Annotated in this window: 23 protein-coding genes and 1 tRNA gene; 10 read left to right on the forward strand and 14 right to left on the reverse strand. The window is 71.3% G+C overall.

Going from position 1 to position 23,156, the window contains the following annotated elements; translation table 11 throughout:
- The first annotated feature begins 102 nt into the window (after nucleotides 1-102).
- A complete protein-coding gene (locus tag OG406_RS14615) occupies nucleotides 103-2,193 on the forward strand; it encodes a putative Ig domain-containing protein (protein ID WP_329186104.1) in 2,091 nt (696 codons plus the stop codon).
- A gap of 115 nt (nucleotides 2,194-2,308) precedes the next feature.
- Nucleotides 2,309-2,857 carry a hypothetical protein gene (locus tag OG406_RS14620; RefSeq protein WP_329186106.1) on the forward strand — a complete coding sequence of 183 codons (549 nt, stop codon included), beginning with the start codon at nucleotides 2,309-2,311 and terminating at the stop codon, nucleotides 2,855-2,857.
- Here OG406_RS14620 and OG406_RS14625 read toward each other — a convergent pair.
- Entirely contained in the window at nucleotides 2,818-3,021 is a 204-nt protein-coding gene (locus tag OG406_RS14625) for a hypothetical protein (protein ID WP_164371888.1), read from the reverse strand. The two genes, OG406_RS14620 and OG406_RS14625, sit on opposite strands and share 40 nt — an antisense overlap.
- Nucleotides 3,022-3,115: 94 nt before the next feature.
- On the opposite strand from OG406_RS14625, the gene OG406_RS14630 reads away from it, so the two are divergent.
- Nucleotides 3,116-4,081 carry a helix-turn-helix domain-containing protein gene (locus tag OG406_RS14630; protein ID WP_081219334.1) on the forward strand — a complete coding sequence of 322 codons (966 nt, stop codon included), beginning with the start codon at nucleotides 3,116-3,118 and terminating at the stop codon, nucleotides 4,079-4,081.
- A 61-nt stretch (nucleotides 4,082-4,142) separates the two neighbouring features.
- On the opposite strand, the gene OG406_RS14635 is transcribed toward OG406_RS14630, so the two are convergent.
- The 10 genes from OG406_RS14635 to OG406_RS14680 all read right to left on the reverse strand — a co-directional run bounded on the left by OG406_RS14635 (nucleotide 4,143) and on the right by OG406_RS14680 (nucleotide 14,357).
- On the reverse strand, nucleotides 4,143-5,513 hold the full coding sequence (locus OG406_RS14635) for a bifunctional albaflavenone monooxygenase/terpene synthase (RefSeq protein ID WP_329186110.1): 1,371 nt from the start codon (nucleotides 5,511-5,513) through the stop codon (nucleotides 4,143-4,145).
- Complete coding sequence (gene cyc1, locus OG406_RS14640) at nucleotides 5,510-6,595, reverse strand: epi-isozizaene synthase (protein WP_329186112.1); 1,086 nt, start codon at nucleotides 6,593-6,595, stop codon at nucleotides 5,510-5,512. Before cyc1 ends, OG406_RS14635 begins: the two co-directional genes overlap by 4 nt.
- A 350-nt stretch (nucleotides 6,596-6,945) precedes the next feature.
- A complete protein-coding gene (gene def, locus OG406_RS14645; RefSeq protein WP_081219331.1) occupies nucleotides 6,946-7,596 on the reverse strand; it encodes a peptide deformylase in 651 nt (216 codons plus the stop codon).
- Nucleotides 7,597-7,654: 58 nt separating this feature from the next.
- A complete protein-coding gene (locus tag OG406_RS14650) occupies nucleotides 7,655-8,635 on the reverse strand; it encodes a tetratricopeptide repeat protein (protein WP_081219330.1) in 981 nt (326 codons plus the stop codon).
- 153 nt (nucleotides 8,636-8,788) lie between these two features.
- The gene (locus OG406_RS14655; RefSeq protein WP_329190804.1) at nucleotides 8,789-10,009 is read right to left on the reverse strand and encodes an HD-GYP domain-containing protein; all 1,221 of its coding nucleotides are present in this window, start codon (nucleotides 10,007-10,009) and stop codon (nucleotides 8,789-8,791) included.
- A gap of 74 nt (nucleotides 10,010-10,083) precedes the next feature.
- Complete coding sequence (locus tag OG406_RS14660; RefSeq protein WP_266846969.1) at nucleotides 10,084-11,448, reverse strand: HD-GYP domain-containing protein; 1,365 nt, start codon at nucleotides 11,446-11,448, stop codon at nucleotides 10,084-10,086.
- A 156-nt stretch (nucleotides 11,449-11,604) separates the two neighbouring features.
- A complete protein-coding gene (gene rsrA, locus OG406_RS14665) occupies nucleotides 11,605-11,907 on the reverse strand; it encodes a mycothiol system anti-sigma-R factor (protein WP_081219328.1) in 303 nt (100 codons plus the stop codon).
- On the reverse strand, nucleotides 11,904-12,596 hold the full coding sequence (gene sigR / locus OG406_RS14670; RefSeq protein WP_266616398.1) for an RNA polymerase sigma factor SigR: 693 nt from the start codon (nucleotides 12,594-12,596) through the stop codon (nucleotides 11,904-11,906). Before sigR ends, rsrA begins: the two co-directional genes overlap by 4 nt.
- Before the next feature lie 299 nt (nucleotides 12,597-12,895).
- On the reverse strand, nucleotides 12,896-13,522 hold the full coding sequence (locus tag OG406_RS14675; protein WP_385390354.1) for an alpha/beta hydrolase family protein: 627 nt from the start codon (nucleotides 13,520-13,522) through the stop codon (nucleotides 12,896-12,898).
- Between the two features lie 19 nt (nucleotides 13,523-13,541).
- Nucleotides 13,542-14,357, reverse strand: a complete 816-nt coding sequence (locus OG406_RS14680; protein WP_266616394.1) for an SOS response-associated peptidase — start codon at nucleotides 14,355-14,357, stop codon at nucleotides 13,542-13,544.
- A 50-nt stretch (nucleotides 14,358-14,407) separates the two neighbouring features.
- On the opposite strand from OG406_RS14680, the gene OG406_RS14685 reads away from it, so the two are divergent.
- From OG406_RS14685 to OG406_RS14700, 4 genes are all read left to right on the forward strand, one after another.
- A complete protein-coding gene (locus OG406_RS14685) occupies nucleotides 14,408-15,139 on the forward strand; it encodes a M50 family metallopeptidase (protein ID WP_164371952.1) in 732 nt (243 codons plus the stop codon).
- A gap of 167 nt (nucleotides 15,140-15,306) precedes the next feature.
- Nucleotides 15,307-16,647, forward strand: a complete 1,341-nt coding sequence (gene aroA / locus OG406_RS14690) for a 3-phosphoshikimate 1-carboxyvinyltransferase (RefSeq protein ID WP_081219324.1) — start codon at nucleotides 15,307-15,309, stop codon at nucleotides 16,645-16,647.
- Between the two features lie 16 nt (nucleotides 16,648-16,663).
- Nucleotides 16,664-17,677, forward strand: coding sequence for a ribosome small subunit-dependent GTPase A (gene rsgA, locus OG406_RS14695; protein ID WP_164371950.1), 1,014 nt, complete (start codon nucleotides 16,664-16,666; stop codon nucleotides 17,675-17,677).
- A 124-nt stretch (nucleotides 17,678-17,801) separates the two neighbouring features.
- Nucleotides 17,802-18,125: a DMT family transporter gene (locus tag OG406_RS14700; protein ID WP_081219322.1), complete on the forward strand. Its 324-nt coding sequence runs from the start codon at nucleotides 17,802-17,804 to the stop codon at nucleotides 18,123-18,125.
- A gap of 31 nt (nucleotides 18,126-18,156) precedes the next feature.
- Here the strand turns inward: OG406_RS14700 and OG406_RS14705 are convergent, their stop codons facing one another.
- Nucleotides 18,157-18,765 carry a TetR/AcrR family transcriptional regulator gene (locus OG406_RS14705; RefSeq protein WP_267048492.1) on the reverse strand — a complete coding sequence of 203 codons (609 nt, stop codon included), beginning with the start codon at nucleotides 18,763-18,765 and terminating at the stop codon, nucleotides 18,157-18,159.
- Nucleotides 18,766-19,007: 242 nt separating this feature from the next.
- On the opposite strand from OG406_RS14705, the gene hisN reads away from it, so the two are divergent.
- Both hisN and OG406_RS14715 read left to right on the forward strand, forming a co-directional pair.
- Complete coding sequence (gene hisN, locus OG406_RS14710) at nucleotides 19,008-19,808, forward strand: histidinol-phosphatase (RefSeq protein ID WP_164371948.1); 801 nt, start codon at nucleotides 19,008-19,010, stop codon at nucleotides 19,806-19,808.
- Nucleotides 19,809-20,129: 321 nt separating this feature from the next.
- Nucleotides 20,130-20,522: a CBS domain-containing protein gene (locus OG406_RS14715; RefSeq protein WP_081219319.1), complete on the forward strand. Its 393-nt coding sequence runs from the start codon at nucleotides 20,130-20,132 to the stop codon at nucleotides 20,520-20,522.
- Nucleotides 20,523-20,626: 104 nt separating this feature from the next.
- On the opposite strand, the gene OG406_RS14720 is transcribed toward OG406_RS14715, so the two are convergent.
- Nucleotides 20,627-22,096: a catalase gene (locus OG406_RS14720; protein ID WP_329186125.1), complete on the reverse strand. Its 1,470-nt coding sequence runs from the start codon at nucleotides 22,094-22,096 to the stop codon at nucleotides 20,627-20,629.
- 124 nt (nucleotides 22,097-22,220) lie between these two features.
- Between OG406_RS14720 and OG406_RS14725 the strand changes: the two genes are divergently transcribed.
- A complete protein-coding gene (locus tag OG406_RS14725; RefSeq protein WP_081219317.1) occupies nucleotides 22,221-22,637 on the forward strand; it encodes a Fur family transcriptional regulator in 417 nt (138 codons plus the stop codon).
- A gap of 197 nt (nucleotides 22,638-22,834) precedes the next feature.
- Here OG406_RS14725 and OG406_RS14730 read toward each other — a convergent pair.
- Nucleotides 22,835-22,908 (reverse strand) — tRNA-Met (locus OG406_RS14730).
- Nucleotides 22,909-23,156: the final 248 nt, after the last annotated feature.

A 23,156-nucleotide genomic window follows, 5' to 3' on the forward strand; every position in this document is an offset into this window, starting at 1 on the left:
CCTTCAGAGCGCCGAGAACCCCCACTTCCGGCTGTGGCACCGCGCAGGGCCCCACCAGGGCCCACGCGGCACCGGCCTCGAACCGATGGAGGCGACACCCCCATGCGTTCCCAGCGCCCGATACCCTCCGGCAGACCCGCCCGGAGCCTGCGAAGACTCCTCACCTCGGCCCTTCCGGCCCTCGCTCTCGGCCTCGCCGGGTTCGCGGCGGCCCCGCCGGCGGACGCCCAGCCCGCGCCGGCCCCCACGATCTCGCACACCACCCAGAACTCCAGGGCTCTCACCGACCCCGCCCGGCAGGCCGTCCACGCCACCGGGAAGGCCGGCCAGAAGGTCGCGACGAAGCACCTGTGCGCCGAGGCCGCCCGGCCCGGCACGATGTCGTGCTTCGCGCAGCGCCGGACCGACATCGCCCAGAAGCTCGCCGCCGCCGTCTCCCCGGACGCGGCCGCCGCGGTGTCCGGCCTGAGCCCGGCCAACCTGCACAGCGCCTACAACCTGCCCTCGACCGGCGGCTCCGGCCTGACCGTCGCCGTCGTCGACGCGTACAACGACCCCAACGCCGCCGCCGACCTCGCCACGTACCGCACCCAGTTCGGCCTGTCGGCCTGCACGAAGGCCAACGGCTGCTTCAAGCAGGTGAGTCAGACCGGTTCGACCACCTCGCTGCCGACCAACGACAGCGGCTGGGCGGGTGAGGAGGCGCTCGACATCGACATGGTCAGCGCCGTCTGCCCGAACTGCAACATCGTCCTCGTGGAGGCCGATTCGGCGAACGACACCGACCTCGGCGCGGCGGAGAACGAGGCGGTCTCGCTCGGCGCGAAGTTCGTCTCCAACAGCTGGGGCGGCAGCGAGTCCTCCTCGCAGACCGGCGAGGACACCTCGTACTTCAAGCACCCCGGCGTCGCGATCACGGTCTCGTCGGGCGACGAGGCCTACGGCGCCGAGTACCCGGCCACGTCCCAGTACGTGACCGCGGTCGGCGGAACCGCGCTGACCACCTCGTCGAGCTCCCGCGGCTGGAGCGAGTCGGTCTGGAAGACCAACAGCACCGAGGGCACCGGCTCCGGCTGCTCCGCGTACGACACCAAGCCGAGCTGGCAGACCGACACCGGCTGCTCGAAGCGCATGGAGTCCGACGTCTCCGCGGTCGCCGACCCCGCGACCGGCGTGGCCGTCTACGACACCTACGGCGGCTCCGGCTGGGCGGTCTACGGCGGCACCAGCGCCTCGGCCCCGATCATCGCCGGTGTCTACGCGCTGGCGGGCACCCCGGGCTCCGCCGACTACCCGGCGAAGTACCCCTACTCCCACACGTCGAGCCTCTACGACGTGACCAGCGGCAACAACGGCTCCTGCTCGCCGTCCTACTTCTGCACCGCGGGCACCGGCTACGACGGACCGACCGGCTGGGGCACCCCGAACGGTACGGCCGCCTTCACCTCGGGCGGCAGCACCGGCAACACGGTGACCGTCACCAACCCGGGCAACCGGTCGACGGCGACGGGCAGTTCGGTGAGCCTGCAGATCGCGGCCACCGACAGCGCGGGCGCGGCCCTCACGTACAGCGCGACCGGGCTGCCGACCGGGCTGTCGATCAGCTCCTCGACCGGTCTGGTCTCCGGCACGGCGAGCACCGCGGGCACCTACGCGGTCACCGTCACCGCGAAGGACGGCACCGGCGCCTCCGGGTCGGCCTCCTTCACCTGGACCGTGAGCACCTCGGGCGGCGGCACCTGCTCCGCGGCGCAGTTGCTCGGCAACCCGGGATTCGAGTCGGGCAGCACCTCGTGGACCGCGTCGAGCGGCGTCATCACGACCGACACCGGTGAGGCCGCGCACGGCGGTTCCTCCAAGGCCTGGCTGGACGGCTACGGCTCGACCCACACCGACACGCTGTCCCAGTCGGTGACCGTCCCGGCCGGCTGCAAGGCGACGCTCACCTTCTACCTGCACATCGACACGGCCGAGACCAGCACCAGCACGGCCTACGACAAGCTCACCGTCACCGCCGGCTCCACCACGCTGGCGACCTACTCCAACCTCAACAAGGCCACCGGCTACGCCCAGAAGACCTTCGACCTGTCCTCCTTCGCCGGCTCCACCGTCACGCTGAAGTTCAGCGGCGCCGAGGACTCCTCCCAGCAGACGAGCTTCGTCGTGGACGACACCGCCCTGACGACCGGCTGACCGAACGCGCGCAGGGCCCCGGCCGCCGTGGCGGCCGGGGCCCTGTCGCACGTCACGCGGGCCGGATGGATCCTGATCCGCCGGTGGCACGTCCAACCCGCAAGGAGGCCACCCCATGCGTCGAACGACCCACACCAGGACCATCGCCCTCACGGCACTGACCCTGCTCCTCGCGGCGGGCTGCGGAACACAGGGAGGAAGCGAGGCGGGCGGCGGCAGGACCGTGTCGCCGTCGGACGCCCCGTCGTCCCCGCACTCACCCGGGTCCGCGTCGCCGACCCCGCCCGCGTCGCCCACCTCGTCGGCCTCACCCGCGTCACCGCCCCCGTCCTCGGACCAGGACTGCACGACGGTGAAGGGGATGCTCGACGCGGCCGACACCGGCCACACGTACTGCCTGGCGGCCGGGGACACGCTCCGCGTCACGCTGGACGGCACCACTCCCCGCCCCTGGAAGCCCGTGAAGAGCGACGGCGGCGGCCTGGAGCCGACCAACGGCGGCATCGTCCTCCAGCCCGGCGACGCGGCCGCGGCCTACCGGGCGGTGTCGGCCGGGACGGTCCGGCTGACCTCGTCCCGGCCGATGTGCCCGAGCGATCCGGGCCGGATCTCCTGCAAGGGGCTTCAGGAGTGGACGGTCACGGTGGTCGTGACGAAGGCCTGAGGCCGCGGTGGCCGCCAGGCGTCCTGCCGGGCGCCGGCGGCCGCCCTGAGCTGACGATCCACCCGCCTCTCCCGGGCGAGCCCGATCAAGGACGGGAGCGCCACGAGCGCGAAGATCGCGAGGACGACGAGGATTCCGACGAGGTTGTCCATCAGTGCGTTCATGAACATCAGTGTCCCGCCGGTGACTCCTTACCGTCAGTGGCAGAACTGCCGCACCCCCTCGAATTACTGCCACTTCCGGTGCACACTGAGGACCATGCTGAACAACGTGGCGGCCGTCCTGCTCGACGGCGTGCATCCCTTCGAACTCGGCGTCGTGTGCGAGGTGTTCGGCCTCGACCGCAGCGACGAGGGCCTGCCCGTCTACGAGTTCGCGGTCGTCTCCGCCGAAGGTCCGACGCTCCGCACCCATGTCCCCGGCTTCACGGTCTCCACGCCGTACGGCCTGGACCGGCTCGAAGAGGCGGACCTCGTCGTCGTCCCCGCCGGGAACACCTTCGCCGTCCGCGGCTACCCGCCCGAACTGCTCGCGTCGCTGCGCCGGGCGGTGGACCGCGGGTCCCGGGTGCTCAGCGTGTGTTCGGGCGTCTTCGCGCTCGGCGCGGCCGGGCTGCTCGACGGCCGCCGCTGCGCCGTGCACTGGCAGCACGCCGACGAGCTGGCCCGGCAGTATCCGCGGGCGGTCGTGGAACCGGACGTGCTGTACGTCGACGCGGACCCGGTGATCACCTCGGCCGGCACCGCCGCCGGGATCGACGCCTGCCTGCACATCGTCCGCAAGGAGCAGGGCACCGAGGTGGCCAACACCATCGCCCGCCGCATGGTGGTCCCGCCGCACCGGGACGGCGGCCAGGCCCAGTACATCGAGCGGCCCCTGCCCCGCTCGCGGTGCGACACGGTCGGTGACGTGCTGGTGTGGATGCAGCGGCACCTCGACCTGGAGACCACCGTCGAACAGCTCGCGGCCCGGGCCCACATGGCGCCCCGCACCTTCGCGCGCCGCTTCCAGCAGGAGACCGGGACCACGCCCTACCGCTGGATCCTGAGCCAACGGGTGCTGCTGGCACAGCGGTTGCTGGAGGCGTCGGACGAGACGATGGACGCGATAGCGAGCCGCACGGGATTCGGCACGGCCGCCGCCCTGCGCCACCAGTTCGTCCGGAGCCTCGGCACGACCCCGAACGCGTACCGGCGCACGTTCAGGGGCCCGGAGGCGGCCTGAACGTGCGCCAGGTGGACGTGCGGGCGGGTACGGTCCGGCCGGGGCCGGACGGTGGACCCGGCTAGCGCGGGTCGGCCTTCAGCCGCAGCCCGTGCGGCCGCAGGGTGATGCCGACGCGGGTCGCGTCGTTGGAGCCGGACACCTGCCCGAAGCGCCAGCGGGAGGCCACGGTCGCGGTGACGAGCGTGAGCTGCGCCATCGAGAAGTGGTCACTGGGGCACTTGCGGTTGCCGACGCTGAAGGGCCGCATCGCGTACTTCGGGATGTCCTTGGAGCGTTCCGGAAGCCAGCGGTCGGGGTCGAAATCCAGATGCTCCTGGTACGAGCGGGGATCGCGCTGGATCGCGTACGGGCTGTAGACGATGTCGGCACCGGCCGGAATGCGATAGCCGCCCAGTTCGGTTTCGGTCACCGCCCGCCGCGTCAATATCCATACGGCGGGGCGCAAACGCATGGCCTCGACGACGACATTGTTCGTGTGCGACAGCTTCCGGACGTCGTCGAATCCGACGGGCCGGTCCCCGACGACGGATTGCACCTCGGCGGCCACCTTGTCCGCCTCTTCCGGGTGTTCGGTGAGGACTTGGAGCAGCCACATGATCGTGGACGCGATGGTTTCGCTTCCGGGCGTCAGTATCGCGACGACCTGGTCGTGGATCTCCTGTTCGTCGATGGGGTCGCCGTCGTCGTTCTTCGCCTCCAGCAATGCCGTCAGCAAATCGTCCGGCTTTTGACCAGATGCGCGGCGCTCGGCGATGATCTCGTCGACGAGAGCGTGCAAATCGGCCAATGCCCGGTCGAATTTGCGCATGGACGGAAGCGGGAGCCGATAGAGCGGCCCCGCGGGTATGACCATGCGCTGGTACATACCGCGGAACACGGTTGCGAGGGCGAGGCTGAGCCGCTCGGCGCGCTCGTCCATGAAGCGGCCGCGCAACAGGCAGCGGGCGGCCATGCGGACGGCGACGCGGAAGGACTCGGAGGTGCAGTCGACGGTCGCCCCGCCCTCCCAGCGGTCGGCGAACGCGCGGGACTCCTCCTCCATGATCGGCCCGTACTCGGGGATGATGTCGGCGCGGAACGCGGGCTGGATGGTCCGCCGCTGGCGCCGGTGCATCGGTCCGTTGGCCGTCGCGACGCCCTTGTTGCCCAGCAGCCCTTCCAGCGACTCCCACAGGGGGCCGCCGATCTCGTAGTCCGGGTTGAGCGCCAGCGCGCCGGTGAGCGCGGGGGTGGTGACGGCGTACACCGTCTTGGGGCCGAGCTTCAGGCGCACGATGTCGCCGTGGTCGCGCAGCTGGGTGAAGAAGGCGAGCGGGTCGCGGGCCAGTTTCCAGCCGTGCCCGAGTACGGGCACCCCGCCTCCGGCGAGGGGCGGAACGGACAGCTCCAGCACCTCGGGCACCTCGGGTCGTACGGACTCGACGGTCATTTCTCACCTGCCGCTTCATTGTTGACGTACGGGGGTGTCGAGCGGTCGTCCCAGCTGTCGACCATGTACCGGCCCGACTCGTGGTGGAACCAGTACACGGAGCTGAACCAGTTCCGCATGTTTCCGACGCACGCCCTCACCGCGGCACTCGTCGCCTTTCCCTCCACGGTGCCGTCCGTGAGGGTTTCGGCGAGCCTTAAGACGTCCTTCTCGGCGGCGAGGAATTCGCTGATGCATTCCTCGACCCGGCGCCGGACTTCGGTGACGGCTTCTTCGAGCGTCAGCCCCTGATGGTGAATGAGGCTGATGCCGAGATTGTGGACCTCGTCGCCCGCTATTTCCTTCGGCAGCGAACAGAGGTCGTTGTACCAGGCGGCGAATTCCTGACTGAGCAGAGCCGCCCGGTGAAATGCAGGGTGCAGTCGTACCGTGTCGGGGAGTTCCTGTCCCGTGCTCGGTTCCAGGAGGTCGGTCCAGATCCAGTGCGCGAAGGTGAGCCGCCGCAGTTCGAGGTATTCCTCGACGGTGGGCACGGCGCCGGACGTACGGTTCCGGAATTCCCGGTCGTACGCCTCGATCACCGCGTGGAAGTGGAGCGCGAACCGCTCGTTCCAGTTCTCCCCGAGGAACGAGTACAGCCGGCCCACGCTGTCGGCGAACCCCGCGACCAGGGGATCCTGGTGGTGCAGGTGGTCCCCGGGTGCGTCGAGGGCCGCGTGGAGCTGGAACCTGAGCGTCCGCCAGGCGTCCGCGCGGCCGTGGATGACGTCCCGGTCGTGGCGGTCGTCCCAGACGAAGAACCACGCGCTGTAGTCGGCTATCGCCTGCATGACCTCGTCGGGAGCGCCTATGTAGTAGCCCGCCATCAAGTCCGTGTAGCACAGACCGTCGGCATATTCCTCGACCTTGTCCGCGGGCATGAGCCGCTTTTCGAGGAGCCAGGTCCGGGTCTTCTCCTGGAGCCTGGGCCAATACGGGTGCAGTTGACGGGGAAACTCGGACTCGATCACCGGGAGAGAGAGCGCCGGTGGGACCGCGATCGCTGTCGGTGTCGATGAAGAGCCGTGTGAGAAAGCATGCACGAACAAACCCCTCTCAGCCGCCTGTTGGCGCCACGCCCCTCCCGCTGTGCCGGGCGTGCGCCGTTGCGTATCCCCGCACTTCCCATTCAGCACCACAACTGACCGTTCTGGGAACGGATTTGCTCCATTCACTACCTCAAGGTGCCGAGAATCTCCCCTTGTGTGACTGAATCTGGATCACCGGGAGAGCACAAGGGAGCGAACGTGCGACGCACATACGAACGGTGCCTGGTCAGGAGGTTCCCCTGACCAGGCACCGTTCGAGCCGGCCCACGAGGAGCCGTGCGTCCCGCCTGTCAATTTCTGTCACAGCCGTACGGGACGGCCGGAGACGTGCTACGTCGGCGTTGTCAGTCGTTCGCGACGATCTCGTAGCGCGGTTCGTTCTCGGCCATCTGCCGCAGGGCGTCCTTGCGTTCACGCTTGGAGAGCCGGTCGATGTACAGGTACCCGTACAGGTGGTCCGTCTCGTGCTGAAGGCAGCGCGCGAAGTAGCCCGTACCGCGTACCCGGACCGGGTTGCCCTTCTCGTCCTGACCGGTGACCTCGGCGTAGTCGGGGCGGGCCAGCGGCGCGTACGCCGTGGGCACGGACAGGCAGCCCTCGTTGCTCTCGTCGAGCTGACGCTGCTCGGCCGGCAGGTCGACGAGCTTCGGGTTGCAGACCACACCGACGTGCCGGGTGCCCTGGTCGTCCTGGCAGTCGTAGACGAAGACCTTCAGGTCGACGCCGATCTGGTTGGCGGCCAGGCCCACGCCCTCGGCGGTGCGCTGGCTCGCGAACATGTCGGCGATCAGCCGGTCCAGCTCGTCGCCGAAGTCGGTGACGTCCTTGCACTCCTTGTGCAGCACCGGGTTGCCGACCACCGTGATCGGCCGCGAGGTACCCCGCTCGCGGTAGGCCGACTCACGCTCCTCGGCCTCCTCGGTGTCGATGACGTAGCCGTCGTCGTCCACGGGAAGCACGCCCACGTGCTGCTGATCGGTGTCCTGCTGGGCCATGACGACGTACGCCTTCCTCAAACCTTCGGGAAATCTGCGGGTACAGCCTAAGGGGACCTCAGCAGACCTCTTCCAGGTCCCGCCAGTCCCGGGAGTCCGGGCTGTCCGCCACCCAGCCGTCCAGCAGCCCGCGCACCAGCGAGGCGGGTGCCGCGAGCCCGCACTCCCGCTCGGGAACCCACAGCTGCCCGTCGGTGCGGTGTCCCAGCGGGCCCGGGTGTCCCGGCTCGCTGTGGTCGTGCGGGTCCAGGTGCTCCCCGTCGCCCTCGTCGGACGGCATCCGTGACTCGGAGCACATCCGGCACAGCAGCCGCACGGACGAGGACCAGTCCTCGGCGGCGAACCCCGCGTCGGCCGCGAGCTGCTCCAGCGCGTCCCGGTCGTCCTCGGTCGCCGCCTCCAGCAGGACGACCCAGGTCGGCACCGGTGAGGGGGCCCACAGCTCGATCTCGTCGAAGACCGGATACGAGTGGCCCGCCGCGGTGGTCCGCTCGCCGTGCGGGACGCCGTCGTGCAGCACGACCTCGCCCCAGCGGCGCCCGGAGGACGGCAGCGGGATCGACAGCACCTCGATACGGGCGGGGTCCAGCCGCCGCCCCCACACGACCTCGGCCTCACCCTCGGGCGACAGCCGGACGGCCGCGCTGCCGAGGTCCATGCCCACCGGCTCGCCGGAGACGGCGGCACCGCCGGGCACCCGCAGCCCGTACGCCTGCCACGCGCGGCGGGCCAGCGGCCAGTCCTGGAGGGCGGTGGCCGCGATCCCGACGTTCCACCAGTCGGGTGCGCCGGTCTCCCGGTCGAGCAGCGCGACGGCCCGCAGGCCCGCCGCCCGTGCCTGCTCCCAGTCGTGCCGGAACTTGTGGAGCAGCGCCAGGTTGAACCAGGACTCGGACAGCCAGGGCTCCAGGTCCGCGGCCCGCGTCAGCAGCGCTCCCGCGTCCTCGTACCGGCCGTCGCCGATGAGCGTGAACGCACGATCGGTGGCCTGCCGCCATGAGGCGGAGGGCCGGTGTCGTCCCTTGCCGAAGATCCTCACGATTCCCGCCTGCCAGTTCCTTGCGTTTCCCGCCTGCCGGTTCTTTGAAGAGTCCCCTGAAGGCAGTGCGGGCCCGGGCAGGCCCGTACCCCCGAACACCCTCTTCCTCGCATCCAACCACGTACCGTCGGACGGCCGCTCATTACCCATGGGTTACCCAGCCCAGGGCAAGGTCAGACCGGGTCGTGACAGGACCCGGGCCAGCGACTCCACGACCTCGGGCTGGTAGTCGCGGGCGGTCGCGAGCCGCAGCTTCTCCAGGGCCGTCAGCGGCCCTCCGGGCCCTGCTTCCCGGGCCATCTCCTCGTATGCGTTCACGGCGCGGACGATGCGCGCGGTGACGGGCTGCTCCCGGTACGGATCCGCCTGGCGCTCCACCACCACGGCGACCTCGGCGTCCACGCCGGTCTGCCGGACGACGGCACCGCCGAGCAGCGCGATCCGCCGCTGCTCGTCCGGCGGGAGGCCGGCGGTCGCTCCGGCCGGCACGGGGTCGACCAGGCTGAGCTGTCCGATGTCGTGCATCAGTGCCGCGTACTCCAGGACGGTGAGGCCGGGTTCGGACAGGCCCAGCTCACGGCCGACGGCCCGGCTGAGGGCGGCCACCCGGCGGGCGTGCCCGGCCGGGGTGTACCCGGCGATCTCGGTCGCCCGGGCGAGCGAGGCGATCGTCTGGCGGTAGGTGACCCGCACCGCCGCGTACCGCCGGAAGGACAGCTGGGTGAGCAGCAGCGGCAGCGAGAACACGGGCAGGGCCCACAGTCCGACCACCGCGACGGCGAGCGCCATGACGGCCCCGGTCGCGCACACGGCCGTGCCGATCCCGAGCGTGGCCCGCAGTTCGTCGCGCAGCAGCGGCCCGAACGGCCACCGGGTCCGCGCGTGCGCCGTCGCCGCCGCGAGCACGGCGTCCCAGAGCGTGGTGACCACGAGCAGCGCGACGAGCAGCAGCGCGACCGCGGGACCTCCCCACGCCGGCAACCTGCCCTGGTTGTAGAGGGGTTGGAAGCAGACGGCGGCGAAGGCCACGGTGAGGACGCGGCGGGCGAGGTGGTCGAGGGTGGGACCGCGGCCGCGGGCGACGTGCGGGACGCAGCCGACCAGGGCCGCCGCGACGACCACGGCGACGACCTGGAGGACACCGTGTCCGGTGCGCTGCCCCGCGTTCTCGCCGAGCAGCGCGTACGCGAGGGCTCCGGCTGCTCCGAGGGGGGCCGACTCCCGTTCCTCGGCTCCGCTCCAGCGGGCCAGCTCTCCGACGGCGATGAGCACGCCGAAGGCCAGCACCGTACCGCGGTCGTCGAGCCCGTCCCAGAGGGTGACGCCGAGGGCGAGGACGGTGAGGAGGAGGGCGAGGGCGCGTACGGCGGTGATCGTGGCGGGCGGGGCCACCGCCGACGGGAAGCGTGCGGGACGTGCGGTCAGCCCGTGCCGGGGTGCGGCGGTGCTCACGGCGCCCCCCGGCCGAGGGCGCCGGAGGCGTGCGGGGAGACCGGTCCTGCGCCGGGGACGGCGGGCGGGCCGATGTCCGCGGTCACCGCGGGGTGCCAGCCGTGCCGGCCGAGCGCCCGCACCAGCGCCTCGACCATGCCGGGGTCGAACTGCGCCCCGGCGCAGCGCTCCAGCTCCTCCAGGGCGGCCGGTACCGGCCGGGCCCTGCGGTAGGACCGGGTGGAGGTCATCGCGTCGAAGGCGTCGGCGACGGCGACCACCCGGGCGAACTCGGGGATCTGCGCACCGGCCAGCCCGTACGGATATCCGCTGCCGTCCAGCCGTTCGTGGTGGTGCAGGATCGCCGAGCGGGCCTCGCCGAGGAAGGCGATCCCGCGGACCATCTCGTGCCCGTACTCGGGGTGCAGCTCGATGATCCGGCGTTCCTCGGGGGTCAGCGGGCCGTCCTTGCGCAGCAGCCGGGTGGGCACGCCGAGCTTGCCGACGTCGTGCAGGATCCCGGCGAAGCGCAGTCCCTCGACGCGGTCGTCGTCCATGCCGAGTTCGCGGGCGATCATCATGGACGCCTGGCCGACCCGCTCGCTGTGTCCGCGGGTGTAGCCGTCCTTGATGTCGACGGCCTGGACGAGGGCGCGGATGGTGGCCTGGTGGGCGGCGCGCTCCCGGTGGTACTGGGCGAAGACCCAGCAGGACACGTACATGGGAAGCAGCACGAGCAGGGCGGCGACGGGGCCGTACGGGCTGCGCCAGAGCACCGCCATCATCAGTCCGGCCAGTCCGTGCGCGGCGACGGGGGCCAGCGAGCGCGCGAAGAGGCCGCGCCAGGCGGTGCGCAGCGGCGCCCGTTCGGCGAGCGCGAGGATGCCGCCGTCGAGAACGGCGAGCACGGCGCAGAAGGTGAGGACGGCGGCGCCCGCGGGGACCAGCGCGTAGGGGAAACGGGGGGTGGCCACGGCGTCCGGGCCACCGAGCGCGTCGTACGCCCGGGAGGCCGCCCAGACGGCGACGGCCAGCTGGGCGGCGCGCCAGACGCGGCGCGGGGTGCGCGGTCGCTGGTCGACCCGGGCGAGCAGGGCGCCGGGCAGCGCGACGAGGGCGGCGGCGGACGGGGGCAGCAGGAAGGCGCCGGCCAGCAGGACGGGGAGGAAGGTGCCCATGCCCTGCGGGGTCTCGCCGCCCGGTGATCCGGCGGCGCGCGGTCCGCGGGGCGGTGGGATGTGGTCGCAGCCGGCGTAGAGCACGGCGAGCAGGGCGACGATCCACCAGGGGACACGGAGGTCCGGCACGGGGGCGAGGCAGGCGAGTGCCGCGAGAACGACACAGGCCACGTACACCCGGGCTCCCGCCGGAACCGAACCCATCTTCCTCGTCCCTCCCCCGGTCTCAGGCTCCGGAGCCTAGGACGGGGAAAGCGGCACGTGGACGGGTATGCACGAATCCGCGGGCCGGAAGCCCGCGGATTAGCACGTTCGGGTGACGGACGGACGGTCTTTCGGTCCGTGACGGTCGCGCCGGGGTCAGGACTCCCGGGCCGTCGCGGTCACGTCGTGGTCGGGAACGGCCTGCCCCGAGCGGATGAGGTCGATGCGTCCCATGACCTTGGCCCGCAGATCGGTGGGCACGTCGTCATGACCGCAGCACCGCTTCACCAGCTTCTTGACAGCTTGTTCGAGGCCGTACTTCTCGAGGCACGGGGAGCACTCCTCGAAGTGGACCTCGAACTTGGTGCAGTCCGCGTCCGGCATCTCATGATCGAGGAACTCGTAGAGGTGATCGAGTACCTCACTGCAATCCGTCTCGTGCGGCTCTCCGCAGCTCATGAGCCCGAGCCTTTCGCTTCGTTCGACTCTCCGGCGCCCGCGGGGACCAGCCCGCGGTCACGGGCGTAGTCCTCCAGCATGCCGCGCAGTTGGCGACGGCCTCGGTGCAGCCGGGACATCACCGTTCCGATGGGTGTCCCCATGATGTCCGCGATCTCCTTGTACGCAAAGCCCTCTACGTCCGCGAGATACACGGCGATGCGGAATTCCTCGGGAATCGCCTGCAGCGCCTGCTTGACGTCCGAGTCGGGCAGGTGGTCGAGCGCCTGCGACTCCGCGGAGCGCAGTCCGGTCGACATGTGCGACTCGGCGCGCGCGAGCTGCCAGTCCTCGATCTCCTCGGCCGCACTGCGCTGGGGTTCGCGCTGCTTCTTGCGGTACGAGTTGATGAAGGTGTTGGTGAGAATGCGGTACAGCCACGCCTTGAGGTTGGTGCCCTCACGGAACTGGTGGAAGGACGCGTACGCCTTGGCGTACGTCTCCTGCACCAGGTCCTCGGCGTCGGCCGGGTTGCGCGTCATGCGCAGGGCGGCCGAGTACATCTGGTCGAGGAATTCGAGCGCGTCCCGCTCGAAGCGCGCGGTGCGCTCGGCGGACGATTCCGCCGTCGCGTCGCTCGTGCCCTGGCCCTCGGGCTGCTCCGCCTGGCCGTTATCGGTCCCTGCGTCGGTCCCAGTGACCGGACCCACCTCCTCCAGCGATGTAGCGGGACCGAGACCGGTCCCACTGGAATCGGAGAATAGACGACCTTCGGTCGGGGCGGCTTGCCCAGCGGCCGGGGAGGGACGTACATCCTGGCCGCCCGGTGTCCGAACCGGAGTGTTCTTACCCGCGCGCAGCACCGTCCAGTCCAGGTCAGCGCGGCTGCTGCGGCTCGGGCAGAAGGTCGAACCCATGCGGCGGACTTCCTCTCGTACGAACGGTCCAGCACGCGCTCCGTGCTGTCTGATCCGCACAACAGTGGTCCGTCACGCAACATTCCCGGGCATCACCCGAGTGACGCGGACCACCGCACGACACCGTCCGTGACGATCTCCAGGGCCTCCTCCTGTCCGAGGGGCGCCTTCTTCGGTACGGCGAAGCCGTGGTCCGCGTACGCCACCTCGACCAGCTCGTACGGGCCGTCCGGGAACTCCCGCGGTCGGCCGAACGGGTCGTTGCCGCCCTGGACGACGAGGGTGGGCACCCCGGCACCGAGCAGTTCGTCGGCGCGGGACTTCTCCGGTCTGCCCGGCGGGTGCAGCGGGAAGCTGAGCGCGAGGACGGCGGCGGCCCCGAGCTCGGACGCGGTACGGCAGGCGACGCGGGCGCCCGCGCTGCGGCCGCCGGAGATCACCGGCAGTCCGGTCTTCGCCAGGGCCGGCCACACCCCGCGCCAGCCGACGTCCAGTGTCTTCGGCGCGGGCGCCATCTTCTTGCCGGCCACCCGCCAGGGCTGTTCGACGAGGGCGACGCTCACCCCGTGCCCGGGGAGCACCCCGGCGAGCGCCCGGAGGTCCCGGGCCTCGATGCCGCCGCCCGCGCCGTGGCTCACGGCGAGGACGAGCCGCGGTCGCGCCGCGCGGTGCCAGGTGACGCGGGCCGGGCCGGCGTCCGTCTCGATCGTCTCGCTCACGCTGTTGATCTCGGTCACGTCAGAAGAGTGTGCCCTCCTCGGGCCCCTCCAGCTCCTTCAGCAGCTCCGGTCCGTTGTTGCGGACGTTGCTGACCGCCGTGGAGACGGGGAACGCGCGCATCAGTCCGGTGGGCGGCGGGGCGAGCAGGTCACGCAGGGCGTCCGGGTCGGTGTCGGCCGGGTCGAGCCAGCTGTCCCAGCGGTCCGGGGTGAGCATCAGGGGCATCCGGGGGTGGATGTCGGCCAGCGCCCGCGGGCCCTCGTCGGGCGCCACCGCGAGCGGCGTGGTCTCCGCCTCGGTCGTGATCACCGAGCAGGTCACCCACCAGGCCAGCGGGTGCTCGTCCGGCAGGGTCCGGTCCCGCCAGAACTCGTAGAGCCCGGCCATCGCGAAGACCGAGCCGTCCGCGGGGGTCACGAAGTAGGGCTGCTTGCGCGGCCGCTTCTTCTTGCCCTCGACCTCCAGGTCGCGCTCGGCGGTGCCGGTGACCCACTCGTAGTAGCCGTCGGCCGGGATGATGCAGCGCCGCGAGGTGAAGGCCCGGCGGTACGAGGGCTTCTCGTGCACCGTCTCGGCCCGCGCGTTGATCATCCGGGCGCCGCCCTCGGGCGTCTTGGCCCACGACGGGACGAGCCCCCACTTCAGCTTCCGCAGCTGGCGAACCGGTCTCGGGCTGTCCGCGTCCTTAACAGGACGGTCGAGGACGGCGTAGACCTCCTTCGTCGGGGCCACGTTGTAATCGGGAGCCAGAGTCTCCTCGACGTCCCACTTCTCGATCTCAAAGATTCCTGCGAGATCCTCGGGTCGACGACTCGCCGCATACCGTCCGCACATACGTGCCAGACTGCCAGACTCCGCGTCACGAGAGGGAGCCCCCGCCGACCATGGACAGCACCGCATCCACCTCGCTGGCCTCCCTGAGCACGCTGTGGGACGAGGTCTTCGGCAGCCAGCCGGACCCCGATCTGTGGGTGGTGATCGCCACTCTGGTCGCGGCCCTCGCGGCGGTCGTCCCGCACGGGGTGTGGCGCCTCTCCCGCAACGCCGTCACCATCGCCCACGAGGGCGGGCACGGGCTGGTCGCGCTGCTCACCGGACGCAGCCTGAGCGGCATCCGGCTGCACTCGGACACCAGCGGCCTGACGGTGAGCCGCGGCAAGCCGACCGGCCTCGGCATGATCCTGACCGCCGCGGCCGGCTACACCGCTCCCCCGCTGCTCGGCCTCGGCGGGGCGGCCCTCCTCGCCGCGGGCCACATCACCCTGCTGCTGTGGCTGGCCACGGCCCTGCTGATAGCCATGCTGGTGATGATCCGCAACGCGTACGGCGCGCTGACCGTGATCCTCGCCGGCGGAACGTTCGTGTTGGTGTCCTGGCTCACCGGACCCCAGGTGCAGGCGGCGTTCGCGTACGCCGTGGTGTGGTTCCTGCTGCTCGGCGGTGTCCGGCCGGCGTTCGAGCTCCAGGCGAAGCGGATGCGCGGCAACGCGGGCGACTCGGACGCCGACCAGTTGTCGCGGCTCACCCACGTACCGGCGGGACTGTGGCTGTTCCTGTTCCACGCCGTGTCGCTGTGCTCGCTGATGGGCGGCGCGCGGTGGCTGCTGGAGGTGTGAGCCGGCTGCCCGGCCGCTCGGCCCCCCACGGGCGCTGAGGGGTCCCGAGCTGCGGCGCGGCCGTCCGCGGTACCCGGGGCACGGGAGGGTCCCCGCGCCCGTCCGACGGTGTCTTCGGCCGTGACGGACCAACGGCGGCCCGGCCTCCAGCCGATAAAGTGGAGCGCATGACCGCGAACCCCGCCCACACCGCCCTCTGGCCCGCCCCGTACGCAAGCGGGGCCGTCGACGCGACGGTCCACGTGCCGGGGTCCAAGTCGGTCACGAACCGCGCTCTCGTGCTGGCCGCGCTGGCCTCCGAGCCGGGCTGGCTGCGCCGCCCGCTGCGTTCCCGCGACACCCTGCTGATGGCGGGCGCGCTGCGTGCCATGGGCGTGGGCATCGAGGAGACGGTCGCCTCCAGCTCGACGGTCGCGGCGGGCCCGGACGCCTCCGGCGAGGCCTGGCGGATCATCCCCTCGGGCCTGCGCGGCCCGGCCACGGTCGACGTCGGCAACGCCGGCACGGTGATGCGCTTCCTGCCCCCGGTCGCCGCGCTCGCGGACGGCCCGATCCGCTTCGACGGCGACCCGCGGTCGTACGAGCGTCCGCTGCACGGAGTGATCGACGCGCTGCGGCTGCTCGGCGCCCGGATCGACGACAACGACCGCGGCGCGCTGCCGCTGACCGTGCACGGCCAGGGTTCGCTGGACGGCGGCCCGGTGGAGATCGACGCCTCGTCGTCCTCCCAGTTCGTGTCCGCCCTGCTGCTCTCCGCGCCGCGCTTCAACCAGGGCGTCGAGGTCCGGCACACCGGCTCGACGCTCCCCTCCATGCCGCACATCCGGATGACCGTGGACATGCTGCGCGCCGTCGGTGCCCAGGTGGACACCCCGGAGTCGGGCGGCGAGCCGAACGTGTGGCGGGTGACGCCGGGCGCGCTGCTCGGCCGCGACCTGATCGTCGAGCCCGATCTGTCGAACGCCCAGCCGTTCCTCGCGGCCGCCCTCGTGACCGGTGGCACGGTCGTCGTGCCCGACTGGCCCGCCCACACCACCCAGCCCGGTGACCGGCTGCGGGAGATCTTCACCGAGATGGGCGGTTCCTGCGAACTGACCGAGACCGGCCTGGAGTTCACCGGTTCGGGTGCGATCCACGGCATCGACGTGGACCTCGGCGAGGTCGGGGAGCTGACCCCGGGCATCGCGGCGGTCGCGGCGCTCGCCGACTCCCCCTCCACCCTGCGGGGCGTGGCCCACCTGCGGCTGCACGAGACGGACCGGCTGGCCGCGCTCACCAAGGAGATCAACGAACTCGGCGGCGACGTCACCGAGACCGCCGACGGTCTGCACATCCGGCCGCGCCGGCTGCACGGCGGCGTCTTCCACACGTACGACGACCACCGCATGGCGACGGCCGGCGCGATCCTCGGGCTGGCGGTGGAGGGCGTCCAGATCGAGAACGTGGCGACGACCGCGAAGACGCTGCCGGACTTCCCCGACCTGTGGACCGCAATGCTCGGGAACTGACGGGCGGACCTGGATCATGCGCCGTTACAACAAGAACACCGACGAGGACGACATCCGCCAGCGGCCGAACCGCAAGGGCAACCGTCCGCGCACGAACATCCGCCCCAAGCACGAGGAAGCCGTCGGGGGCATGGTCCTCACGGTCGACCGCGGCCGGCTGACCTGCCTGGTCGACGACCGGGTCGTGATGGCGATGAAGGCGCGCGAACTGGGCCGCAAGGCCGCCGTCGTCGGTGACCGGGTGGCCATCGTCGGCGACCTGTCCGGCGAGAAGGACACCCTCGCCCGCATCGTCCGCATCGAGCCGCGCACGTCCGTGCTGCGCCGCACGGCCGACGACGACGACCCGTTCGAGCGCGTCGTCGTCGCCAACGCCGACCAGCTCGCCATCGTCACCGCCCTCGCCGACCCCGAGCCGCGCCCCCGGCTGATCGACCGCTGTCTGGTGGCGGCCTTCGACGGCGGCCTCACCCCGCTCCTCGTCCTGACGAAGTCGGACCTCGCGCCGCCGGACAAGTTCCTGGAGCTGTACGGCGCGCTGGACATCCCGTACGTGGTGACCAGCCGCGAGGAGCTGGAGAGCGAGGCCGCGGCCGACCTCGTACGGGAACAACTCGTCGGCAGGATCACGGCGTTCGTCGGTCACTCGGGTGTCGGCAAGACGACCCTGGTGAACGCGCTGGTGCCGCCGGAGCAGCGCCGGACGACCGGTCACGTCAACGCGGTCACCGGCCGCGGCCGGCACACCACGACCTCCGCGCTGGCCCTGCCGCTGGCGGGCAAGGCGGGCGGCTGGCTGGTCGACACCCCCGGCGTCCGCTCCTTCGGCCTGAACCACGTCGACCCGTCCCGAGTCATCCACGCCTTCCCCGATCTCGAACCCGGCACCGAGGGCTGTCCGCGCGCGTGCAGTCACGACGAGCCGGAGTGCGCGCTCGACCAGTGGGTGGCGGACGGTCACGCGGATCCGCAGCGCCTCTACTCGCTGCGCCGGCTGCTCGCCACGCGGGAGCGCCACGAGGGCGACTGACGTCGGCGTGTTTGCGTGGGTCCATGGTCGGTAAGGGCTTCTCCCGGCCGTTGAATGCATAATCGCACCGAGCCGGATCCGGGCCAGCCGAAGCAGTCGACGTGCGGACAAGGGAGGACACGACATGGCGTGGCTGCTGGTCGTTGTTGCGGGACTGCTCGAAACCGGCTTCGCCGTCTGTCTGAAGCTGTCGCACGGCTTCACCAGACTCTGGCCCACCGTGGCCTTCTGCGTCTTCGCCCTCGGCAGCTTCGGTCTGCTGACGCTGTCCCTGAAGAAGCTCGACGTGGGGCCGGCGTACGCGGTGTGGACGGGGATCGGCGCGGCGGGCACCGCCATCTACGGAATGATCTTCCTCGACGACCTGGTCTCGGTCCTCAAGATCGTCTCCATCAGCTTCGTCATCATGGGCGTCATCGGCCTCCAGCTGTCGGGCTCGGCCCACTGAGGCGTCGGGCGTCCGGCGCCCCGGGGCGGCTTCAGACCCCGTTCCGGTGCGACGACGCCAGCGCGGCCTTCACCAGGTCCGTGGCCCCGCTCTCCGCGGGCGGCGCGACCACGTACGACAGCCCGAGCCGGACGACGAGTTCGCAGGACCGCGTGACCTCGGCGGCCTCCGCCCGCGAGACGCCGAGCGTGGCGACGGCCCGGTCCCTGACCAGCGTCACGAAGTCCGCGGGCGAGGGCAGCGGACCGTCCGCCCGCCGCTGCGCGGGCACCACGGACGCCGACGGCACGGCGGCAAGGCCGGGCGCGGGCAGCCGTTCGCCCCAGCACCCGGTGAGCATCGCCCGCACCAGTGCGTTGCTGCGGGCCGCCGAGGCCGTCCACTCGACGGCCGCGACCAGCCGGTCCCGGGCGTCCGTGTGGGTGGCGAGCGCCCGGTCGACCCCGGCGAGATAGGCGTCGGCCTCCCGGCGTACGAGGGCGCGCGCGAGGCCGTCCTTGCTGCCGAACTCGTTGTAGAGCGTCTGGCGTGACACCCCCGCCACCGCGGCCACGTCGACCATCCGCACGGCCGACCACGCTCTGCGCGCCAGCGCCGTGTAGGCGGCGTCCAAGAGGGATTCTCGCGCTGCGGGCATCATCGCCTCCCTGGGGCGAGCGGCTCTGCAGTCAGATTTGACGGGCACGGAAGCACTGTCAAGGGTCCGCGGCGTCTCCGGCGGGTTCACCGCGTGTACGGAGGGCGCACGCGGCCGGACCGCACGCATCCCCGCCCGGTCGCACGCCCCCGACCCACAGGCCGACGAACTCTGCCGGCGCGGGCAGCGGATCATCCTTCGGTCCCCTGTAGCCCCGTCCCGACGCGGACAGATACGGTTCGGTCATGCCCGACTATCTCGATGACCTGCGGCTCGCCCATGTCCTCGCGGACGCCGCCGACGCCGCGACGATGGACCGGTTCAAGGCGCTCGACCTGAAGGTCGAGACCAAGCCGGACATGACGCCGGTGAGCGAGGCGGACAAGGCCGCCGAGGAGATCATCCGCGGTCATCTCCAGCGGGCCAGGCCGCGCGACGCGATCCTCGGCGAGGAGTACGGCGTCGAGGGAACGGGCCCGCGCCGCTGGGTCGTGGACCCGATCGACGGCACCAAGAACTACGTCCGCGGTGTCCCCGTCTGGGCGACGCTGATCTCCCTGATGGAGGCGGCCGAGGGCGGCTACCGGCCGGTCGTCGGCGTGGTCTCCGCGCCCGCGCTCGGTCGCCGCTGGTGGGCGGCGAAGGGCCACGGCGCCTTCACCGGCCGCAGCCTGTCCTCGGCGAGCCGGCTGCGGGTCTCCAGCGTGTCCCGGATGTCCGACGCCTCGTTCGCGTACTCCTCGCTGTCCGGCTGGGAGGACCAGGGCCGGCTCGACGGTTTCCTCGACCTCACGAAGGCCGTGTGGCGCACCCGCGGTTACGGCGACTTCTGGCCGTACATGATGGTGGCCGAGGGCTCCGTGGACATCTGCGCCGAACCCGAGCTGTCGCTCTGGGACATGGCGGCGAACGCGATCGTGGTGACCGAGGCGGGCGGCTCCTTCACCGGACTCGACGGCCGTCCCGGCCCGCACAGCGGCAACGCGGCCGCGTCGAACGGCATCCTGCACGACGAGATGCTCGGTTACCTGAACCAGCGCTACTGACCCCGGGCGGGCGGCGGTCGGCGAGGTGCGTGAGCGCCGGCCGACACCGCGCCGCCGGCGACCGGAACCCGTCACCGGCCTTGCCCTCACCCGTCGGTTCTTTACCCCGGCAAGAGATGCCGGGCGCGACTCCTGAGCAGCCCCGGTCGGTCCGGGACTGCTGAGTACTCCTCGGGCGCCCCCGAACTCGCCGCACGCGCCCTCTTGTTGACCCTCCCTTTAACTGCGACTCTGAGAGCTCCCCCACTTGTGAACTTGTGAACCGTTTCTCCAGTGCCACACCCGGAGACCGGCGGTTCACCAAGGAGGTGGCTCCAGCCCATGCTCGTCCGCGACGCCATGAGCACGGTGGTCCTCACCATCGGCCCGACCCACACGCTCCGCCAGGCGGCCAGACTGATGTCGGCACGCCGTGTCGGGGCGGCGGTGGTCCTCGACGAGGACTCCTCCGGCCTCGGCATTCTCACCGAGCGCGACATCCTCAACTCACTCGCCCTGGGCCAGAATCCCGACACCGAGACCGCCTGCACCCACACCACCACCGACGTCGTCTTCGCCGCTTCCGGCTGGACGCTGGAGGAGGCCGCCTCGGCGATGGCGCACGGCGGCTTCCGGCATCTGATCGTGCTCGACGACGGCGGGCCGGTCGGCATCGTCTCGGTCCGCGACATCATCCGCTGCTGGGCTCCCGCGCGGCAGCAGATCCCCGCCTGACCCGCACGGGGCGGGCACGTCCCGTACGACCCGACACGAGCGGGCCGGAACTCCGGGGCTCACCCCCGGGGTTCCGGCCCGCCGCCCGCGGCAAGGGCCGGCTGTCAGCCGCGCAGGGCCTGGACCGCGGCGTCCAGCCGCTTGCCGAAGTCACCGTCCGCGAGGCGGAAGTTGCGCACCGCGCGCTCGGCGATGTCGTCGCGGGAGACCTTGGCGATGAAGCCCGCCAGGTTCGCGATCAGCCGCTCCTTCTCGTCCTCGGACATCAGCCGGTAGAGGTCGCCCGCCTGCACGAAGTCGTCGTCCTCGGCGTGCACCGGGGCCGCGCCGTTCCCGGTGACCCCGTCGACCGGGACGGGCTGCCACAGCGGCCGGTCCGTCTGGACGGGGCCGCCGAAGCTGTTCGGCTCGTAGTTCTTCCCCCCGTCGTGACGGCCGTCGTACAGCGCGCCGTCGCGCGCGTGGGTGCGCGCCTCGGTGGCGTGCGGGCGGTTCACCGGCAGGTGGCCGGCGTTGATCCCGACGCGGTAGCGGTGCGCGTCCCCGTACGCGAACAGCCGTCCCTGGAGCATCTTGTCGGGCGAGGGCCCGACACCCGGCACGAAGTGGGCCGGCGAGAAGACGCTCTGCTCGACCTCGGCGAACACGTTCCGCGGGTTGCGGTTCAGCTCCAGCCGGCCGATCTCGACGGGAGGGTAGTCCTCGTGCGGCCACACCTTGGTGAGGTCGAACGGGTTGAAGCGGTACGTCGCCGCCTCGGCCGCGGGCATGATCTGCACCTGCACGGTCCAGGACGGGAAGTCACCGCGCTCGATGGCCTCGCGCAGGTCACGCTGGTGCGAGTCGGGGTCCACGCCGGACAGGCGGACCGCCTCCTCGGTGGTGAGGTTCCTGATGCCCTGGTCGGTCTTGAAGTGGTACTTGACCCAGAAGACCTCGCCGGCCGCGTTGTTCCACTGGTAGGTGTGCGAGCCGTAGCCGTTCAGGTGGCGATAGGAGGCCGGAATGCCGCGGTCTCCGAAGAGCCAGGTCACCTGGTGGGTGCTCTCCGGGCTCAGACCCCAGAAGTCCCACACGTTGTCGGCCTCCTGGGAGCCCGTGTACGGGTCGCGCTTCTGCGTGTGGATGAAGTCCGGGAACTTGATGGCGTCCTTGATGAAGAACACCGGGGTGTTGTTGCCGACGAGGTCGTAGTTGCCCTCCTCGGTGTAGAACTTCAGCGCGAAGCCGCGGGGGTCCCGCACGGCGTCCGCCGAGCCGAGGTTCCCGGCCACGGTCGAGAAGCGCAGGAACGTCTCGGTCCGCTTGCCCACCTCGGAGAGGAACGCCGCCCGCGTCCACCGCGAGACGTCACGGGTCAGCGTGAACGTGCCGTACGCGCCGGCACCGCGCGCGTGGACGACGCGCTCCGGAATGCGCTCGCGGTTGAAGTGCGCGAGCTTCTCCAGCAGGAGCTGGTCCTGGACGAGGACGGGGCCGCCGGCACCCGCGGTCTCACTGTTCTGGTTGTCGGCGACCGGCGCTCCGGCCTCCGTCGTCAGCGGTCCCTGCGTCACGTGCGCCTCCAGCGTCATCCAGGCCGGTTCGACTCCCCGGCCAATATCGATTCGATCCTACAATGGACTTTGTCCAAGTCAATTCATCTTCCAAAGTCACACCCATTCGGGATCTGGTTCACCTGCTGTTAGGCTGATCTGTATGAGTGACCTGTTGGAACGACTGCGCGGACGTGGCTGGCGGATGACATCGCAGCGGCGTGTCGTGGCCGAGGTGCTCGACGGCGATCACGTCCATCTGACGGCCGACGAGGTGCACGCCCGGGCCGTGGCCAAGCTGCCCGAGATCTCCCGGGCGACCGTCTACAACACGCTGGGTGAGCTGGTCTCCCTGGGCGAGGTTCTGGAGGTCGCCACCGACAAGCGCGCGAAGCGGTACGACCCGAACGCGCATCGGCCCCACCACCACCTGGTCTGCGCCCAGTGCGGCGCGATCCGTGACGTCCACCCGAGCGGTGACCCGCTCGGCGACCTCCCGGACACCGAGCGCTTCGGCTTCACGGTGTCGGGTGTCGAGATGACGTACCGCGGCGTCTGCCCGAACTGCGCGGCGGCGTAACACAGCCACCCGGAGCCACAGCCCTACGAAAGCCCCGGCACGCCTGGCGTGCCGGGGCTTTCGCCGTCCATCGGTCAGTCGTCGGCGAGGTCTCCGTCACCGGAGAACGCCGCGGGTCGAACGGGGCGCGCCGGTCGCACGGGGCGCGAAAACACCGAAGGCCGGAACCCTTTCGGATTCCGGCCTTCGGTCTTCAGTAGCGGGGACAGGATTTGAACCTGCGACCTCTGGGTTATGAGCCCAGCGAGCTACCGAGCTGCTCCACCCCGCGTCGATGAACTGAACAGTACGTCACCGCTGTGGACCAGCGCAAATCACTTGTCCGGAGGGCGGCGAAGGCCAGGTGCCGCACTGGAACAGGGGCACTCGGGGACCGACGCGGCACCGGCCTCACCCCTCGGCCGGACAGACCCCTGCGGCGTCGCAGCTCCCGTCACAGCTCCCGTCGCCGGGACCGTCACAGCTCCCGTCGCCGGGACCATCGCAGCTCCCGTCTCCCGGACCGGCGACGGGAGCTGC

The sequence above is a fragment of the Streptomyces sp. NBC_01428 genome (assembly GCF_036231965.1).
Classification (GTDB): domain Bacteria; phylum Actinomycetota; class Actinomycetes; order Streptomycetales; family Streptomycetaceae; genus Streptomyces.